Consider the following 16,457-nt stretch of genomic DNA (forward strand, 5'->3'; position numbering starts at 1 on the left):
CCTGGAGTCAACCATGAACAAACTGCTCGCTGCCCTGATCGCTTCCGCTTTTGCCGCTGTTTCCTTCTCCGCCGTGGCCGCTGACGCACCGGCTGCCGATGCCAAGGCTAACGAAGCCAAGCCCGCTGCCGAACAAGCGGCCAAGCCGGCCAAGAAGGCACACAAGAAGGTAGCCAAGAAGGCTGAGAAGAAAGAAGAGAAGAAGGAAGAAGCGAAGCCTGCCGAAGCTGCCAAGCCGGCCGCTGACGCCAAGAAGCAATAAGGTTTCACGCCAGCGCGCGGGGGCCCTCCGTTCCGCGCAAGGGCAAACAACAAGCCCGGTGCCTACACACCGGGCTTGTTGTCGTTTGGGCGTCTGGCAGCAGATCGCGGGCAATCGCGTTACAGCCTGGATGCCTTTGCCCAGCGCAATCCAGGGCCGGCATGGTCACGGCCCCAGGGCATTCAGTACCGGGCACCCCGATCACCGCCCATCCCGGATTCCACTGCGCGCCATCCGGGCTACCGGCGTCGATCGACGATACGGGGCCGGCACGCATCGTTAATACCACTCAGCGTGGCGATGGCGGCCATGCTGTAGCCTGGATGCAGCCGCCAGGCGGAATCCAGGGCCGGCCCCCTCCCTATCGGCTCGAAACGCCGCTGTGCCCCACTGCCGCTACCTCAATCTTGCCTGACGCGTACTACCCCCCCCCGGCTACCTCGCACCCAGGCGCCGGGAGCGGTGATCCCCCGCTGGCCGTCAGGGTATTCAGTCCATGTTCATGGCCAGGGGCGTAGGGTGAACACTACAGCAGTACGCCATCCAGGCGATCCGTACTGTTGCCCCATCGTAATGATATGGAGTCCATCATGAAAAAACTGCTTGCAACCCTGATCACCGCCGCCTTTGCCGCGGCGTCGTTCTCGGCCGTTGCTGCCGGCAACTCAGCGACCGACACCCAATCCGTTACCGAACAGGCGGCCAAACCGGCAGCGAAGGCGCACAAGAAGGACAGCCAGGACTGCAACAAGGTAAGCCACAAGAAGGGTGAGAAGCAGCCCGCCGAAGCAGCACCGGCGGCACCAGCCATCCCTTCTGCGCCAGCCACGCAGGCCAAACCGGCGCCTGACGCCCAGAAGTAGTTAGCGCCTCGCGCATGACCCAACCCGGTGCATCGGCACTGGGTTTTTTATCGCCCGCGTTCAGCCCGGCGGTGGCGGTGCGGCGCCGGGCCGTAGCCCGGATGCAGCCGCCAGGCGGAATCCGGGGCTGGCGCCGGCAAAACGACGATCAGCGCGCTCAGCGTGGTGCCGGCGGCAACACCTGCTGCAGGCTGCCCAGCAGCCCGCGATTGTCGGCGACATGATCCGCAACGAACTGCACTACCGTCCCCAGCCCCAGCATCACGATCCACAGGCTGAACCAGGCCTTGATCGGCATCGACAGCGAGAACACGTTGAGCTGCTGGGCGAAGCGGTTGACGAGGCCCAGCGCCAGGTCGACGATGCTCATCACCACCAGCGCCGGCGCCGCGAGCAGCAGCGACAGCACGAGCAGGTGGTCGAAGCGCTCGATGAAGAACAGCTCGCCGGCGCGCGTGAGCTCGGGCAACGGGCTGGCCACGGGCCACACGCGGTAGCTCGTCAGCAGCAGTTCGAGAAAGACCATCAGCCCGCCCGACGACACGAACAGCCACGAGGCGAAGCGCGACATGAAGGCCGACGTCAGCGACACCTGGTGGCCGGCGATCGGGTCGGCGATCTGCGCGGTGGTGGTGCCGACCTTGGTGTCGATCATCTGGCCGGCCGTCTCGATGGCCCAGAACACGATGCTGAAGCTGTAGCCCATCACCACGCCGAGGAACAGCTCCTTCAGCACCACCGGCACCAGCGCGAGCCCGGCGAGATCGCCGACCTGGATCGTGCGTGCGATCAGCGGGTAGACGATCAGCGCCAGCGCCACCAGAAAGATGTTGCGCGTCATGGCCGGCAGCGTCTCCTGCGTCAGCAAGGGCAGCACCATGAAGGCCGCCGCCAGCCGCGGCACGGCGAGCGCGAAGCCCATCACGCCGGCCTGCAGCACCTGCCAATCGTTCACCGCACCATCCTCGGGAAATCGGTCAGCAGCCTGTCCGAGAACTGGTACAGCGTGCCGCCAAGCAGCGAGGCCGTGGCCAGCAGCGTGACCACGATGGCGAAGAATTTCACCGCGTACAACAGCGTCTGTTCCTGGATCTGCGTGACCGCCTGGATGATGGCCATGATGAGGCCCACGGCCGAGGCCACGATGATGGGCGGCCCCGACAGCACGAGCACGATCCACAGCGCCTCGCGCGTGAGCTGGACGACTTCGTTGGAGATCATCGGCCGGTCTCCTGCGGCAAGGGGGCGGCGCTCATCGGTAGGTCAGCACCAGGCCGTGCACGATCTTAGACCAGCCGTCGAGCACCACCACCAGCAGGAGCTTGAACGGCATCGAGATCGTGGTCGGCGACAGCATCATCATGCCCATGGCCTGCAGGATGTTCGATACGACGAGATCGATGATCAGGAAGGGCAGAAAGATCAGGAAACCGATCTGGAACGCCGCGGTGAGCTCGCTCACGGTGAACGCCGGCACCACCACGATCAGGTCGCGGTCGCTCAGCAGCGCGCGGTCCTGCTCCTCCAGCAGGCGCTGCGCGGTTTTCAGGAAAAAGCGGCGCTCGGCGTCGGCAGTGTGGCGGATCATGAAGTCGCGCAGCGGCTCCTTGGCCTGGTCCACCGCGTTCATCAGGCTGGAAAGCTCCATCTTGCCGCCCAGGCCCTGCTCCTTGGCGATCGCCGACATCTTGAGCCCGACCGGGTACATCACGTAGATCGACAGGATGATGGCGAGCCCGTTGAGCACCATGTTCGGCGGCGTCTGCTGCAGGCCGAGCGCGTTGCGCAACAGGCTGAACACGACGACCAGCTTGGTGAACGAGGTCACCATCACGGCGATGTAGGGGATCAGCGCGAGGCCGACGACCGTGGCGAGAATCAGCCCCGGCGAGAGATTGCCGAGCTCCATCAGGCCTTGTCCGTAATGCGCACGCCAAGCCAGTCGCCGAGCCGCACCAGCTCGCCGCGCGCCACCGGACGGCCATTGGCGCGCACCAGCAGCTCGGCCTGATCGAGCGGCCGGCCCAGGTCGATGACCAGGCCCGGCTGCAGCCCGGCAAGCTCGGACAGGGGCAGGTCGAGGCCGGCCAGCTCGACGCTGAGCCGCACCGGCAGCTGGGCGGTGTCGATCAGCGGTGCGAGCGGGCTCACGCCGGCCAGCGCCGGGTCGTCGGACACGGTATCGTGGAACATGGGGGTCTCCTGTTGTAGATGGGAAATCGCGTGGCCGATCACCAGGCGGCCGCCATCGAGGCGCAGTGCCAGCCGCTGCTCGCCCAGGCACAGCACGGCGTGCTCGCGCGTGGCAAGCTCGCGGCCGGGCAGCAGCAAGACGGCGCCGGGACCCAGCGCCGACAGCTCGGCGGCGCTCAGCATCTGGCTATCGAGCTCGATCGAGAACGGCATGGGCAGGTCGTCCATGCCATCCAGCACGGGCGGCACGGCGGGCAGATCGGGCCAGCTCTGGCGCGCGGGCCAGGCCAGCACGCCACGCGCGACGACGCGGCCGTGGTGCTCGACGCTGAAGCCCGCCAGCCAGTCGTCGTCCGCCGGCGCGAGCATGGGCCCGGCGGCATCGACAAGCGGCTCGACATCGAGGCCCAGTGCGGCGCGCAGGCCATCGACGAGCGGCGCGTACTCGACCGCCCAGGCCAGTTGCCGCGCCCAGCCAGCCAACGCCCACCAGCCGTGCGCCGGGCAGCCGGCAAAGCCGTGGCACTGGTCGACGCGCAGCCAGGCATGCCGGGCGTCGGCCCGCAGCGCCATCCACGCGCCGGCCTGGGCGGCGGCGGCCTGCCAGCGCCAGCTGTAGCGCTCGCCGTGCTCGTCGGTGAATGGGGTCGCGTCCCGTCGCAGCAGCGCGTTGCGCCAGCCGCAGGCGGCTTCATCGAGTGCGGGCAGCGCCGCCCACCAGGCCGGGCTTGGCATCGCGGGCGCGTTCATGCGAGGTGCCTCGCCGTCATGCGGATCAGCTCGGCGAGCGAGCGCGCCTGCATCTTGTCCATCATGCGCGCGCGGTGCAGCTCGACGGTCTTGATGCTGATGTCGAGCTCGTCGGCGATGGTCTTGTTGAGCTTGCCGGCCACCACGCGGTCGAGCAGCTGGCGCTCGCGCAGCGACAGCGCGGCGATGCGCCCGGCCACCGGGTCGGGCTCGGCCTCGGGCGCCAGCGCATCGCGGATGATGTCGAGAATGTGCTGGTCGGAGAACGGCTTTTCAAGGAAATGGCTGGCGCCCTTGCGCATCGCCTCGACCGCCATCGGCACGTCACCGTGCGCGGTCATGAACACCAGCGGCAGCGCCAGCTTGCGCTTCGCCAGCTCGTCCTGCAGCTGCAGCCCGCTCATGCCCGGCATGCGGATGTCGGACAGCAGGCAGGCCGGGCCCGCCGGCAGGCTCGCGGCCAGAAAGCACTCGGCCGACGCAAAAGCCTCGACCGCATAGCCCTCGCCTTCGAGCAGGAACACCAGCGAGAAGCGGAAGTCGTCGTCGTCGTCGACCAGGTAGACGCGCCCCGTCATGCCGCCTCCGTCGCGCACGGTAGCGTGAAGCTGAAGGCACAGCCCACATCGGCGTTGTTGTCGAAGGTCAGCATGCCGCCGTGGTATTCGATCAGCGAGCGGCACAGCGCGAGGCCGATGCCCAGGCCCTCTGCCTTGGTGCTGTAGAACGGGTTGAACAGCCGCTCCTGCGCCTCGGGGCCAATGCCGGCGCCGCTGTCGATCACGCTCACGCGCACCAGGCCATCTTCGGCGCGCAGCGCCACGAGCCGCAGGAAGCGCGCATGCAGGGGCGCGTCGGCCATGGCCTCGATCGCGTTCTTGATCAGGTTGAGCAGCACCTGCTCGACCATCACGCTGTCGGCCAGCGGCCATGGCAGCTCACGCTCGATGTCGAGCGTGACGCGCACGCGGTGGGCGGCGGTGTCGAGCGCCATCAGCCGCGTCACGCCACGAATCAGCGTGGCCACGTCGAGCGGCTCGCGGCGGGGCTCGCGACGGCGCACGAACTCGCGCACGCGGGCGATGATGGCATTGGCACGCTCGGCCTGCAGCCGTGTCAGCGCCAGCGCCTGCAGCATCTCGCCGCTGGCCTGCGTCTGCTTGATGCGGCGCTCGATGCCGGCGACCAGGTTGATGATGGTGGCGAGCGGGTGCTTGAGCTCATGCGCGAGCACCGAGCTCATCTCGCCGACCGACATGTCGCGCGTGGCGAAGAACAGCCGCTGCTGGTTGACCTGACGGTGGCGCTCGATATCGACACGATCGCTGATGTCGGTCAGCGTGAACAGCCGCGCCGGCTCGCCCTGCCACAGCACGTCCTGCGCGTGTACGCGCAACCAGCGGTCGGCCGGCAGGTAGCGCAGGTCGAGCTGCACCTCCTCGTCGAAGGCGGCGGCGCCGAGCTGCTCTTCTATCCATTCGAGAAAACCGGCCTCGCCGGCGGCCGCGAACACCGCGTCGAAAGCCGGATTGCGGTAGCGCACGCGGCCCGTGGCGGGCTCCAGCACGCACACCAGCGTATCGAGCAGCGACACCAGCATGGCAGTACTGTCGGCGACGCGGCGGCGCTCGGGAAAGACCAGCGTTTGAGCGGTGCGGTTGGCTTGCGGCGTCATCGTGACGGCTCCTCCAGGATGTCCCATAAGGCAGTGGTGCGGATCTCGCTGTTGAGCCGGCCCAGGCCACGCGCGGCGAAACGCCCGGCGAGCTCGGTGCTGGCCTGGCGCAGGCTGGCAGCGACGCGCGGCGAGGCAGTGGCGATGTCGAGGTGCCAGCCGCCGGCTTCGCGCGTCAGCGTCAGCGCGGTCTCGCCGAACCAGTCGGCGGACAGCGTCAGGTGCACGCGCTGCTGGCCGTCGCGATCGGGCTCGGCAATCAGCATGCGTTCGACCGCCGCCATCAGCATCTCGGCGGGCGGCAGCGGGGGCGCGGCGTGGGCCTGCGGCGACGCGGCCAGCGCGGTCAGCGGTAAAGGCTGGAGCGGCGCGATGCCGCCGTCGGGTGCCTCGTCGCGCCGGTGGGCACGCTGCGCCATGGCGTATGTCGAGCGCTGGGCGAGCTGGCCCGCCTTCAGTGCCGGCGCGGCGGGTTTCGTGGCTGGCGCCGTGACAACGGTTGGGTGAGCCGCGCCGGGCCCGGCGCTGGGCGCTGCATCGGCCGACATGGCGGGGGCGGCGGCCGGTCTGGGCGCCACGGTCGGCGGCGTGTCGGTGCCGCCATCCTGGCCCGGCAGCGCCAGCTCTGCGGGTGAAGCAGCGGGGCGCGCGTCGGCAGCCGATGCCGTGTGTGGCATCGCCGGCTGCGGGGCGGATTCGTGACCGGGCGCGGGCTCGGCGCCACCAAGCAGCGCCCGCCAGGCAGCCATGTCGCGCGCCGGCATCGTCTCCCGGCCGGGCAGTTGCGGCCGCTCGCCCAGGGCCAGCAGCGAGATCATGTCTGCGGCTCCCGCGCGCGCTCGGCGAGCACGCGGTCTTCGAGCTCGGCCTCTTCGTCCAGCGCCTCTGCCACATCCTGCTGCCGCTGCCACGCCCGATGCCGCACCTGCAGGCTCTCCATCTTGCGCCGCGCCGTGTTGAGCTCGCCGCGCGCCACCGCCTCCTGCGCCTGCGCCGCCGTCACCTGCTCGCGCGCCTTCACCAGCCGCTGGCCGGCCGCATCGAGCACGCGGCGCGCCGCTTCGAGCCGCTGCTCGCGGCTTTGCAGATTGCGGGCGCTGCGGGTTTCGAGCGGCTGCTGCTGCAGATGCCGGTAGTTGGATTCGAGCACATCGATCTCGCGCTCGACCCGCGACACCGCCTCGCGCGCCAGCGCCACCTCGCGCCGGGCCTGGGCCAGCGTGCGCTCGGCGGCCTGCACGCGGTGTTCGCGCAGACGCTGCAGCGGCAACAGTTGCCAAGGTTTCATGATAGGGCCCCCCGCAGCGAGGCGAGCGCGGCCTCGTAGGCCACGACATCCTCGGCACGCTGGCGCAGGTGCGCGAGCAGCGCCGGGCGGCGTGCGATCGCCTCGTCGGCTTCGGCATCGCTGCCGGGCTGGTATTCGCCGAGCTGCACCAGCAGCTCGATGGACTGGTACTTCGCCAGCAGGCGCCGCGCACGCTCGGCATCGTCGCGATGCTGCGGCGGGGCGAGCCGGTTGAACAGGCGCGAGGCACTGGCCAGCACGTCTACCGCCGGATAGTGGTTGGCGTTGCCGAGCTTGCGCGACAGATAGACGTGGCCATCGAGAATCGAGCGGGTCTCCTCGGCGATCGGGTCGGCCTGGTCGTCGTCGTCCATCAGCACCGAGTAGAAGGCCGTGATCGAGCCGCGTGCGCCGTTGCCGGCGCGCTCGAAAACCTGCGGCAGCGCCGAGAACACCGAGGGCGGAAAGCCGCGCCGCGTCGGCGGCTCGCCCACCGCGAGGCCCACGTCGCGCAGTGCGCGCGCAAACCGCGTGACCGAGTCGATCATCAGCAGCACGCGCTTGCCCTGGTCGCGGAAATACTCGGCCACCGCGGTGGCGGCGTAGGTGGCGCGCGCACGTTCGAGTGCCGGCCGGTCCGAGGTCGACACGATCACCACCGAGCGCTTGAGGCCCTGCTCGCCCAGGGCATCATGCAGGAACTCGCCGACCTCGCGCCCGCGCTCGCCCACCAGCGCGATCACGTTGACGTCGGCCGAGGCACCGCGCGCAAGCATGCCAAGCGTGGTGCTCTTGCCGCCGCCGGCCGCGGCGAAGATGCCGAGCCGCTGGCCCTCGCCGCAGGTCAGCAGGCTGTCGACCACGCGGATGCCGGTAGCGAATGGCCGCGTCACCGGTTGGCGTTCGAGCGGGCTCGGCGGGTCGTTGTACAGCGGCACCTGGCATTCGGCCTGCGGTGCCGGGCGGCCGTCGAGCGGCGCGCCGTTGGCATCGAGCACGCGGCCGAGCAGCGCCGCGCCGGCCGGAAAGGTCTGGGTGCGGCCGGTGGCGTGCACGCGGGTTTCCGACGACAGGCCCTGCAGATGGCCCAGCGGCGTCAGCAGCACCTGGCCGCTGGCGAGCCCGACCACCTCGGCATCGAGCGTGGCGCCCGAGGCCGGGTCTTCCAGCCGGCACAACTCGCCCACGCGGGCACGCACGCCGCTGGCGCGGATCAGCGTGCCCTGCGCGGCCTGCACGCGGCCCACCACGGCCAGCGTGTCGGCCTCGCGCAGGCTCGCTTCCAGCGACAGCACGGTATTCGCGAGATCGTTGCGCATGTGCTAGCGCCTTCCCTGCAGGGCGCTGCTGAGCAGGCCGATCAGCCCCACCGGCAACAGCGCCATCCATTGCGGCAGGCGCAGCAGCCAGCCGGGCTCGGGGCGGCTCAGCGCCACGCCGACGAAGACCACGGCAAAGCCGATCCACAACAGCGAGATGAAATTCACCATCGGCGCCAGGGCACCGTTGCCGCGCTGGCGCGCGCCCCACAGCAGGGCCAGCGCCGACAGCGCGAGCACCACCGAAACCAGGTGCCAGCAGGCGAACAGCAGCCATTTCATCTCGTCGGAAAAGGCCGACGCCAGCAGCGGTCGGGTGATTTCGAGGCTGCCGACGACGATGTGGACCAGCGCGGTCAACAAGGCCAGCACGGCAGCGAGCAGCAAGAGTCGATTCATGGCGTCACTCTCCCTTAAACGATATTTGGGCACCACGGCGCAGCGCGAGCTCAAGCGCGGCGAGCTGGGCTTCGAGCGTGGCGTGCACGGTGCCGAGTTCCGATTCGACGACGGCGTCGAGCAGCTGCAGGCTGTCGTCCGCCACGCCGTGGATGTCCTCGATGGCAGGCCAGGCCTCGCGCCAGCGCATGAGCTCGGTATCGAGCCGCGCCAGGTTGGCGGGATGCACGCGCACCTTGATCGCACTCGCGCCGCGCAACGCGCGCAGGGCCTCGCGCGCGGCATCGAGCGGCAGACGGTCGAGCGGCAGGCTCGGCAGCAGCTTGCGGATGCCGGCCAGCACCAGCCGCACCAGCTCGTCATCGAGCTGGTCGAGGTGGCGCTGCGCCTGTTGCTCCGCCTCGCGGTACAGGCCATGCACGGCCGCCAGCCCGTCGCGATAGCCCTGTTCGTGCGCATCGGCGCGCAGCCTGGCGCAGTCGGCCCGTGCAGCCGCGCGCATGGCCTCGGCCTCGTCGCGGGCGAGCGCCAGCAGCGCCTGGGCATCGGCCAGCGTCGCGGCCTCGGCGGCCGTCAGCCAGCGCCTTTCGAGCGACAGCTCGTGGCCCAGCAGGGGCAGGCGCACGGCGAAACTCATGGCACCATCCCGATGGCTGGCAACAGGCTGTCCAGACCCGGCGGGCAGATGCCGCCCGGCACCATGGCGTCTTCGCCGAACACGGCCCGCGCATGCTCGGCCCAGCCCGACCCCTGCGCCGCGATTGCCTGCGCCAGCAAGGCGTGCCCGGTTTCGGCAACGGCCGCAGGCTCCGGCAGGCTCTCGGCCGGTGCGGTGATGGCGAGCGCTGGCAGCGCCAGCGCCGTGCGGTAGCCGTCGGCACCGAGTGCCTGCATCAGCCGCTGGCGCGGCTCGCGCGCCACCACGCGGCGCAGCGCCGGCGCCCAGTAGGCGAGCCCGACGCGGCCGGCCGCCTGCAGCCAGTCGATGCGGCTCGCCAGCGGCGGCAGCGCGTATTGGGGCGGCGTCACCGCGGGCAGCGCGAGCGCACGGCTCAGCACGCGGCTCGCCAGCCCCCGCTGCCGGGCCAGCTCGAACAGCTCGCCGGCCACGCCGTCAAGCGCCCCGGCCTCGGCGAACCGGCCCGGCGACATGGCAAGCAGGGCCAGGCTCATAGCGCGGGTTCCGCCTTGTCCTGCGCCGGCTTACCTGGTGCCGGCTTTTTGCGGCCCAGGCGCAGCCTGAGCCGGGCCAGCGCGTCCTGCACGCGGCTGCGGCGCGAGGCGGCGATGGCCCCCACGCCGGCCACCATGCCGCCCGCGATCAGCGCCGCATCGTCGCCCCAGCGCGGCGGCATGGCCGCGACCTTGACGCCGGTACTAAGGTTCGGGTCAGCCGCAAACAGCGTCACCGTCACATTGTCGTAGGGCAGCCCCTGCACGCTGTTGACGACGAGCGCCTTGATTTCGGCCACGTGGTTGCCGATCTTGGCGTCGGGCCGGTGCTTGATGAATACCGAGGCGGACGCAGGCTTCGGCTTGTCGTCGAGGATGTCCTTCTCCGGCAGCGACAGGTGCACGCGCGCGACGATCACGCCATCGACGGCGGACAGCGTCTTGCTCAGCTCCTGCGACAGCCCGTGCAGCAGGCGCGCGCGTTCTTCGGTCGGCGAGCTGACGAAGCCTTCCTTCTTGAAGATTTCGCCGAGCGACTGGTACTGCTCCTTCGGATAGCCATTGGCCTTGAGCACCTCGACCGCGCGCGGCAGGTCGCCCTTGCTGGTGGTGACGCTCCAGGCCTTGTCCTGGTAGACCTTGTCGGCCTCGACCTCGGCGCGCATCAGCAGCGCGAGCATCTCGTTGGCCTGCTGCTCGGACAGCTGCGAATACAGGCTGACCTTGCTGCAACCGGCGAGCACGGCGACGGCCAGCGCCACGGCAATACGCTTGCGGTTCATGCGCACCTCAGGACTGCTGGCGGAACAGCTGCTGCACGCCGTCCGAGCTGCGGTTGGCGACGTTGGCGGTGAGCTCGCACTGGAACATGAATTCGTGCGCCTTCATCGTCAGCATCATCATCTGGCTCGGTGCGATCTCGCCGGTGCGGGTGATCGCGCCGATCTCGCGGGCAAACTGCGTCGCCTCGATGCCGATGCGGTTGAGCGGCGCCATCATGTTGGCCAGCCCCTTCTCCTGCACCTTGCCAGGCCCTTGGTAGGCCTGCTCGAAGCGCGCCACATCGGCGAGCGAAAAACCGTAGCCGGCCTTGGCCTGCGACGCCGGCTGCGCCAGTTGCGCGAGTGCGGAAACCGAAGTGATGTCCATCGTATCTGCCTTGTCTGTATCGTCTTGCCGGGCGGCTCGCGGCGCAAGCCGCCGGGTAAGACGACAGGCCCAGCGAGCCGGGATGGCGTAGAGGGAGGGGCACCCGTCTGCCACCCCGGTGCTGGACTCGTCATGCCCGGCCGGGAGCGGCCGGGCCTCGTGTCGCGTTACTGCTTCTTGGCCAGGGTCTCCAGCGCTTGCGCCACGCTGTTGTTCGAGGTCGAGGCATTGCTCGACATGAAGCCCATGCGCTGCGCCTCGGCGGTCAGCTGCACCATCACCGACGGGGTGTCCTCACCCTGACTGGAGATGGCGTCGGACAGCGTCTCGATCTTGCCGGCCTGCTTGTCGAGCGTCTCGCCCCAGGCACGCGTCATCGCCATGTACCAGCTGTTGCCGGCACTCGCGCGGTCGCGCGCCGGGGTCGGCTGGACGGCGGTGGCCGCGCCGGCGGCGGCGTAGTCCTTGATCGAAATCTGTTTCAGTTGCGGTAAACCTTGCATGGCATTGCTCCTCTGATAGATGACAACGACTCCAGGAACGGGCGGGCACTAGAACGCCAGTTCCACCATCTGTTTGCCGCGCGCGAGCCAGACCTTACCGTCGGCAATGCGCGCCACGCGGTGGCCGGAAGGCAGCCAGGCGCCCTCGAAATAGCGGCCGCCGTCGGCGGTGACCACATAGCGCTCTTCGCCCTCGACAACCGATACCACGCGCTTCGCCTCCGGGTCGGCCGGGGCGGCGCCGGCCGCCAGCACCGGCGTGTCGGGCACGGGCCTGGGCTCGGCCACGCCGTCGAAACGCAGCGCCGCGAGGCCGCGGATATCGCGCCGCGCGGTGTCGGCAAGCGCCTGGCGCATGGCCGGGTCGAGCCGCGCGCCGTCAGCCGCGACCACACCCTGTCCGACGTAATGCGGCGCGGCGCTGACGCCCTTGAGGCGCAGCAGCGCGGCCACCTCGGCCGTCAGTTGCGGCGCCGTCGTCACCGCCAGCGTCGCCGGCACGTCGAGCTGGCCGATGTCGTGGCGCAGGCGATCGAGCACGAATTCGTCGGCCACCACGCCGCTCAGGCGCCAGCCGTTGCCTTCGGCCTGCACCTGCACCTGCTCGCCCAAGCCGAGCCGGCGTACCACGTCGGCCGGTTGCAGCGTCTTTTCAGCGGCGGTGAACACGCCCGGCGTATCGAGCGCGGCGATCGAGGTCAACCCACCACCGAGCAGCAATACCGCCGCCAGCGCGAGCCAGCGCTTCTGCGTCACGCGGCGCGGCTGGCGGGCATGGCGCGTGAGGCGCAGTGCGGCGCCGCCCGGCAGGGTCAGCCGCGCCTCGCCGGCCACGTTGACGTCGTAGCCCGCCAGCAGCGCCGTACCGCCAAGCTCGGCGCCCTCGGCCAGCGCGCGCACCGTCAGGCCGTCGGGCTGGGCCAGCAGAGCCAGCTGCTGCGGCGCCAGGCCCGGGTCGGCCAACACCAGGTCGCAGCTGTCGTCAGCACCGATCACCAGCAGGCGCCCGGCCATGAGCTCGGCCTCGGCGCCCTCATGCAGGCCGGCGGTGATGGTCAGCGAAGCAAGCGTGTTCGACAGGGTAGCCATGCTTTTCCTTCAGGGCAGCGGCGCGGCGGCGACACGCTCGGCCGGCACCAGCCGGGGCGTGATCATGAACAGCCGTTCCATGTGGTTGTCGGTGGACGAGGTGGTCTTGAACAGGTGGCCGATGATGGGCAGGTCGCCGAGCAGCGGGATCTTGCTCTCCGCGTTGCCGTTCTGGTCGCGCGTCAGGCCGCCGATCAGCAGGCTCTCGCCCTCCCAGATCATGGCCTGCGTCGCCAGCGTGGATTTCTCGACCACCGGGATCTGGTCGACCTTCGGCTCGCCGGTGATCTTGCCGTCCTCGATGTTCACCAGCAGCCGGATGCGCGCCTTGTCGCCCTCGCGGATCACGTGCGGCACCACCTTCATCGCAGTGCCGGCCGTGACGTTGAACAGGTCGACCTCGTAGGCGCCGGCGACGCGCACATAGAAGTTCTGGTTGTTGGCGAGCAGCGCTTCTTCGTTCGACAGCGTGAGCACCTGCGGGCGCGACACGATCTTCGCCGAGCCCTGCTGCTGCAGGGCCTGCAGCCGTGCGATGAACTTGCCCTTATCGCCGAGGATGGTCGACAGCAGGAGCCCCTCGCCGCTCGGGATCACGCTCTGGCCGTTGTCCGCAAGGCCGAGGTCGGAACTGTCGCCGCGCCCTTGCAGCGCCTCGTAGCGGCCATTCTTCCAGCGCCAGTTGATGCCGAGCTCCTGCATCTTGTCGCGCGACACATCGACGATGGTGGCCTGGATCTCCACCAGCGGCGTCTCGACGTCGAGCTCGCGGATCAACTGCTCGTACATCGGCATGCGGTCGCGCGTGTCGCGCACGATCACCGCATTCATGCGTTTGTCGGCTTCGATATAGGCTACCTCGGCATTCAGCGGCAGCTGCGCCGGCGCAAACATGTCATCGGCGCCGTCGGGCTGGCGCTCCGCTTTCGGCTCGGCCGGGGCCTTGGGCTCGCCCGGCTTCATGCCCTGGCCGCGCAGCTTGTCCACCGTGGCCCGGGCCGGCTTTTCGAGCTGGCCACGGCGGCTGCTCAGCATCAGGTTGCGCAGCGTGCTGGCCACGCCGGGGATCTTCACCTCGCGCCCGCCCTGGTTCAGCGTGACATCGGCCGCCCAGGCGTACTTCAGCTTGAACAGGCGGAACATGGCCGGGCCGCTGCTGGCGTTGATCTGCGCCGCGCTCAGGATGTTGTCCACATCGTCGATGAAGCGGCGCGAGCCCGACACCATCAGCACACCCTCGTCGGCCAGCGCGCGGAAGGTGTGCTTCTCGTCGAGCACGTCGAGCCGGCCCAGCGTCTGCACCACGCGCCCGATCAGCTGCGGACTCACACCATAGGTCTTGGTCTGCGCCTCGCTCGCGGCATAGACGTGCAGCACGGCACCGTCGTAATAGGGCAGCAGCGAATAGGTGCGCACGATCTTGTCGAAGATGGTCTTGGGCCGGCCATTGAAGCTGCCGCTGACCGTGCCCTTCACCTGCTCGCTGATGTCGAGGATGAAACCCTGGCTGCCGAGAAAGCTCTGCAGGAAATCCGGCAGCGGCTGCTCCTGCGCCTTGACGGTGATGATGCGCCCACCCCAGGGAATCGCCGCAGCCACACTCGACGTACACGCCAGCAACAGGCACAGCGCCGCCAGCCAGACATTACTGCGCATCGGCGGTCTCCTCGAAACGCAGCGCGCCGCGCGGCGTCACCGTCACGTCGGGCATCAGCTCTTGATAAGCCAGCACTGGCAGCGCCTCGAACTCGCTCGCCACGAGCCGCGCCAGATACGGCCGCACATCGCCAGATGCGAGCAGCACCAGCCCGCTCCGCGCATCCGCCGGCAGCGCGTCGAGCACCGCGCGCAGGCCGGCGAGCAATTGGCTGCGGCGATCCGGGTCAAGCATCAACAGCGAGCCGAACTGCGTCATCTGCACCGACTGGCGCAGGACATCCTCAGTCTGCGGCTCGGTCAGGATCGCCTCGAGCGACAGCGCCTGCCCCGCGTGGCGCGCCGAAATCTGCCGCCTGAGCGTCTGCCGCACCTGCTCGATCAGCATCACCACGTCGTTCTCGCGCAGGCCGCGCTCCGACAGGCATTCGAGAATGCCGCGCTGGTTGCGGATGGACACGCCCTCGTCGACGAGCGCGCGCATCACGTCGACCACGCGCTGGGTAGGCAGCGCGCGCATGGTTTCCTTGACCAGCTCGGGGTAGAACTCAGCGGTCTTCTCCAGGATGTGCGTCACCTCCTGGATACCGAGAAACTGGCTGGGTGCGCGCCGCAAGGTGCGGTCGAGCACAGCCGAGAAGGCCGCCGTATCGGCCGGCAGTGCGCCGGCCGCGAGCGGCGCGCCGAACAGCATCAGCCGATACTGCTGCGGCGACACATCGGCGGCCGCACGGCATTCGATCTGCGGCAAGGGGAAGCCCAGGTCCTCGCTGCCCCGCCGCTGGCTCGCGGCGGCCGCCTCGCGGGCAAGCACCAGCGCCTCGGCTCGCACCTGCAGCGACAGCGGCAACGCCGGCGTAAAGCCGCTCGCGACATCGGCCTCCGCCCCGTCCGCCGCCTCGTCGAGCGGGGCACCGCGCAGGCCGTCGAGCCAGTCGACGAGCACCTTGCGGTCGGTGAACCAGGCCGTCAGCAGCAGGGTCGAGCCAAGCAGCGCGAACACCACGGCCGGAAACCCCGGCACCAGCATCATCAGCAGCGTGATCAGGCCGGTCACGAACAGGGCCTTGGGCTGCGCCAGGAACTGCAGGCCGATGGCGCTGCCGAGATTGCCGCGCCCCTCCTCGCCATTGCCGCGCGTCACCAGCAAGCCCGCCGACATCGCGCCGAGCAGCGCCGGGATCTGCGCCACCATGCCCTCGCCGATGGTCAGGATGGAATAGCTGTGCATCGCGTCCGGCAGGCTCATGTCCCGCTGCAGCATGCCGATCGCCAGCCCACCGAGCAGGTTGACGACGATGATGATGATGCCGGCGATCGCGTCGCCCTTGACGAACTTCATCGCGCCGTCGAGCGCGCCGTGCAGCTGGTTTTCGAGTTCCAGCACCTTGCGCTTGCGCTTAGCCTCGTCGCGGTCGATCAGGCCCGAGCGCAGGTCGGAGTCGATCGACATCTGCTTGCCCGGCATCGCATCGAGCGTGAAGCGCGCCGACACCTCGGCCACACGCTCGGCGCCCTTGGCGATCACGATGAACTGCACCACGGTGATGATCAGGAACACGACGATGCCCACCACCAGATTGCCGCCGGCCACCATATTGCCGAAGGTATCGATGATGTGGCCCGCGCTGGCCTCAAGCAGGATCTGCCGCGTAGTGGCGATCGACAGCGACAGGCGGAACAGCGTGGTGATCAGCAGCACGCTGGGGAAGCTCGAGAACGCCAGCACGCTCGGCACATAAATGGCGAACAGCAGCAACGACAGGCCCGATGCGATATTGAACGCGACCAGCATGTCGATCAGCCAATGCGGCAGCGGCAGCACCATCAGCGCGATGATCATGACCACGCCCAGCGCCAGCGCCAAATCGCTGTAACGGCCAAAGGCCATGGCCAGAGCTCCCGTACGGGCCTTGGTGTCCACGCTGCTTACCTCGTTCTATTGTTGTGTGGCTCCCAGTCGGCCGATCCATCCGACAGCCGGTGCCGACAATCAACAAGCGCACAGGTCTGGAGCAGCGCGGATTCTAACCAGACACAATTGCAAATGTCATTTAAATGGATTTAAGAGAATATTTACTTAATTTGATTTATAAAATATCAAACTAACATTGTTTTCTGATTCAAGAATATCTCTG

At 68.9% G+C, this 16,457-nt stretch carries 20 protein-coding genes; 2 read left to right on the plus strand and 18 right to left on the minus strand.

Annotated elements, in window-relative coordinates; genetic code table 11:
- Positions 1-13: 13 nt before the first annotated feature.
- Both ABWL39_RS10285 and ABWL39_RS10290 read left to right on the plus strand, forming a co-directional pair.
- Positions 14-262: a hypothetical protein gene (locus ABWL39_RS10285; RefSeq protein WP_367790058.1), complete on the plus strand. Its 249-nt coding sequence runs from the start codon at positions 14-16 to the stop codon at positions 260-262.
- 590 nt (positions 263-852) lie between these two features.
- The gene (locus ABWL39_RS10290; protein WP_367790091.1) at positions 853-1,125 is read left to right on the plus strand and encodes a hypothetical protein; all 273 of its coding nucleotides are present in this window, start codon (positions 853-855) and stop codon (positions 1,123-1,125) included.
- Between the two features lie 157 nt (positions 1,126-1,282).
- Here ABWL39_RS10290 and sctT read toward each other — a convergent pair whose 3' ends face one another.
- From sctT to ABWL39_RS10380, 18 genes are all read right to left on the minus strand, one after another.
- Positions 1,283-2,080, minus strand: coding sequence for a type III secretion system export apparatus subunit SctT (sctT, locus tag ABWL39_RS10295; RefSeq protein WP_367790094.1), 798 nt, complete (start codon positions 2,078-2,080; stop codon positions 1,283-1,285).
- Complete coding sequence (gene sctS / locus ABWL39_RS10300) at positions 2,077-2,346, minus strand: type III secretion system export apparatus subunit SctS (RefSeq protein ID WP_367790097.1); 270 nt, start codon at positions 2,344-2,346, stop codon at positions 2,077-2,079. The genes sctT and sctS overlap by 4 nt, the downstream gene beginning before the upstream one ends.
- Positions 2,347-2,377: 31 nt before the next feature.
- On the minus strand, positions 2,378-3,034 hold the full coding sequence (gene sctR / locus ABWL39_RS10305) for a type III secretion system export apparatus subunit SctR (RefSeq protein WP_367790101.1): 657 nt from the start codon (positions 3,032-3,034) through the stop codon (positions 2,378-2,380).
- Positions 3,034-4,068, minus strand: a complete 1,035-nt coding sequence (locus ABWL39_RS10310; protein WP_367790104.1) for a FliM/FliN family flagellar motor switch protein — start codon at positions 4,066-4,068, stop codon at positions 3,034-3,036. Before ABWL39_RS10310 ends, sctR begins: the two co-directional genes overlap by 1 nt.
- Positions 4,065-4,646 (minus strand): response regulator transcription factor, encoded by a 582-nt coding sequence (locus ABWL39_RS10315; protein WP_367790107.1) that lies wholly within the window; start codon positions 4,644-4,646, stop codon positions 4,065-4,067. Before ABWL39_RS10315 ends, ABWL39_RS10310 begins: the two co-directional genes overlap by 4 nt.
- Positions 4,643-5,743 carry a sensor histidine kinase gene (locus ABWL39_RS10320; protein WP_367790110.1) on the minus strand — a complete coding sequence of 367 codons (1,101 nt, stop codon included), beginning with the start codon at positions 5,741-5,743 and terminating at the stop codon, positions 4,643-4,645. The genes ABWL39_RS10315 and ABWL39_RS10320 overlap by 4 nt, the downstream gene beginning before the upstream one ends.
- A complete protein-coding gene (locus ABWL39_RS10325) occupies positions 5,740-6,561 on the minus strand; it encodes a hypothetical protein (protein ID WP_367790112.1) in 822 nt (273 codons plus the stop codon). Before ABWL39_RS10325 ends, ABWL39_RS10320 begins: the two co-directional genes overlap by 4 nt.
- Entirely contained in the window at positions 6,558-7,031 is a 474-nt protein-coding gene (locus ABWL39_RS10330) for a hypothetical protein (RefSeq protein ID WP_367790114.1), read from the minus strand. The genes ABWL39_RS10325 and ABWL39_RS10330 overlap by 4 nt, the downstream gene beginning before the upstream one ends.
- Positions 7,028-8,350 (minus strand): FliI/YscN family ATPase, encoded by a 1,323-nt coding sequence (locus ABWL39_RS10335; RefSeq protein WP_367790117.1) that lies wholly within the window; start codon positions 8,348-8,350, stop codon positions 7,028-7,030. The genes ABWL39_RS10330 and ABWL39_RS10335 overlap by 4 nt, the downstream gene beginning before the upstream one ends.
- A 3-nt stretch (positions 8,351-8,353) precedes the next feature.
- Positions 8,354-8,749 carry a hypothetical protein gene (locus tag ABWL39_RS10340; protein ID WP_367790120.1) on the minus strand — a complete coding sequence of 132 codons (396 nt, stop codon included), beginning with the start codon at positions 8,747-8,749 and terminating at the stop codon, positions 8,354-8,356.
- A 4-nt stretch (positions 8,750-8,753) separates the two neighbouring features.
- Positions 8,754-9,386: a FliH/SctL family protein gene (locus tag ABWL39_RS10345; RefSeq protein WP_367790123.1), complete on the minus strand. Its 633-nt coding sequence runs from the start codon at positions 9,384-9,386 to the stop codon at positions 8,754-8,756.
- Positions 9,383-9,922 (minus strand): hypothetical protein, encoded by a 540-nt coding sequence (locus ABWL39_RS10350; RefSeq protein WP_367790126.1) that lies wholly within the window; start codon positions 9,920-9,922, stop codon positions 9,383-9,385. The genes ABWL39_RS10345 and ABWL39_RS10350 overlap by 4 nt, the downstream gene beginning before the upstream one ends.
- Positions 9,919-10,704, minus strand: a complete 786-nt coding sequence (gene sctJ, locus ABWL39_RS10355) for a type III secretion system inner membrane ring lipoprotein SctJ (protein WP_367790129.1) — start codon at positions 10,702-10,704, stop codon at positions 9,919-9,921. The genes ABWL39_RS10350 and sctJ overlap by 4 nt, the downstream gene beginning before the upstream one ends.
- Before the next feature lie 7 nt (positions 10,705-10,711).
- On the minus strand, positions 10,712-11,071 hold the full coding sequence (locus ABWL39_RS10360) for a hypothetical protein (protein WP_367790132.1): 360 nt from the start codon (positions 11,069-11,071) through the stop codon (positions 10,712-10,714).
- 167 nt (positions 11,072-11,238) lie between these two features.
- Complete coding sequence (locus ABWL39_RS10365) at positions 11,239-11,574, minus strand: hypothetical protein (RefSeq protein ID WP_367790135.1); 336 nt, start codon at positions 11,572-11,574, stop codon at positions 11,239-11,241.
- 48 nt (positions 11,575-11,622) lie between these two features.
- Entirely contained in the window at positions 11,623-12,663 is a 1,041-nt protein-coding gene (locus ABWL39_RS10370) for an FHA domain-containing protein (protein WP_367790138.1), read from the minus strand.
- Positions 12,664-12,672: 9 nt separating this feature from the next.
- On the minus strand, positions 12,673-14,319 hold the full coding sequence (gene sctC, locus ABWL39_RS10375) for a type III secretion system outer membrane ring subunit SctC (RefSeq protein ID WP_367790141.1): 1,647 nt from the start codon (positions 14,317-14,319) through the stop codon (positions 12,673-12,675).
- A complete protein-coding gene (locus tag ABWL39_RS10380) occupies positions 14,309-16,243 on the minus strand; it encodes an FHIPEP family type III secretion protein (protein ID WP_367790143.1) in 1,935 nt (644 codons plus the stop codon). The genes sctC and ABWL39_RS10380 overlap by 11 nt, the downstream gene beginning before the upstream one ends.
- Positions 16,244-16,457 lie beyond the last annotated feature (214 nt).

Origin of the sequence: Chitinivorax sp. PXF-14, from assembly GCF_040812015.1 — a bacterium.
GTDB lineage: Bacteria > Pseudomonadota > Gammaproteobacteria > Burkholderiales > SCOH01 > JBFNXJ01.

Bases quoted from the DNA above. Each gene is read 5' to 3' on its own strand.
- ABWL39_RS10285 (WP_367790058.1), top strand. From the start codon at position 14: ATGAACAAACTGCTCGCTGCCCTGATCGCTTCCGCTTTTGCCGCTGTT.
- ABWL39_RS10290 (WP_367790091.1), top strand. From the start codon at position 853: ATGAAAAAACTGCTTGCAACCCTGATCACCGCCGCCTTTGCCGCGGCG.
- sctS (WP_367790097.1), bottom strand. From the start codon at position 2,346: ATGATCTCCAACGAAGTCGTCCAGCTCACGCGCGAGGCGCTGTGGATC.
- sctR (WP_367790101.1), bottom strand. From the start codon at position 3,034: ATGGAGCTCGGCAATCTCTCGCCGGGGCTGATTCTCGCCACGGTCGTC.
- ABWL39_RS10310 (WP_367790104.1), bottom strand. From the start codon at position 4,068: ATGAACGCGCCCGCGATGCCAAGCCCGGCCTGGTGGGCGGCGCTGCCC.
- ABWL39_RS10315 (WP_367790107.1), bottom strand. From the start codon at position 4,646: ATGACGGGGCGCGTCTACCTGGTCGACGACGACGACGACTTCCGCTTC.
- ABWL39_RS10320 (WP_367790110.1), bottom strand. From the start codon at position 5,743: ATGACGCCGCAAGCCAACCGCACCGCTCAAACGCTGGTCTTTCCCGAG.
- ABWL39_RS10325 (WP_367790112.1), bottom strand. From the start codon at position 6,561: ATGATCTCGCTGCTGGCCCTGGGCGAGCGGCCGCAACTGCCCGGCCGG.
- ABWL39_RS10330 (WP_367790114.1), bottom strand. From the start codon at position 7,031: ATGAAACCTTGGCAACTGTTGCCGCTGCAGCGTCTGCGCGAACACCGC.
- ABWL39_RS10335 (WP_367790117.1), bottom strand. From the start codon at position 8,350: ATGCGCAACGATCTCGCGAATACCGTGCTGTCGCTGGAAGCGAGCCTG.
- ABWL39_RS10340 (WP_367790120.1), bottom strand. From the start codon at position 8,749: ATGAATCGACTCTTGCTGCTCGCTGCCGTGCTGGCCTTGTTGACCGCG.
- ABWL39_RS10345 (WP_367790123.1), bottom strand. From the start codon at position 9,386: ATGAGTTTCGCCGTGCGCCTGCCCCTGCTGGGCCACGAGCTGTCGCTC.
- ABWL39_RS10350 (WP_367790126.1), bottom strand. From the start codon at position 9,922: ATGAGCCTGGCCCTGCTTGCCATGTCGCCGGGCCGGTTCGCCGAGGCC.
- sctJ (WP_367790129.1), bottom strand. From the start codon at position 10,704: ATGAACCGCAAGCGTATTGCCGTGGCGCTGGCCGTCGCCGTGCTCGCC.
- ABWL39_RS10360 (WP_367790132.1), bottom strand. From the start codon at position 11,071: ATGGACATCACTTCGGTTTCCGCACTCGCGCAACTGGCGCAGCCGGCG.
- ABWL39_RS10365 (WP_367790135.1), bottom strand. From the start codon at position 11,574: ATGCAAGGTTTACCGCAACTGAAACAGATTTCGATCAAGGACTACGCC.
- ABWL39_RS10370 (WP_367790138.1), bottom strand. From the start codon at position 12,663: ATGGCTACCCTGTCGAACACGCTTGCTTCGCTGACCATCACCGCCGGC.
- sctC (WP_367790141.1), bottom strand. From the start codon at position 14,319: ATGCGCAGTAATGTCTGGCTGGCGGCGCTGTGCCTGTTGCTGGCGTGT.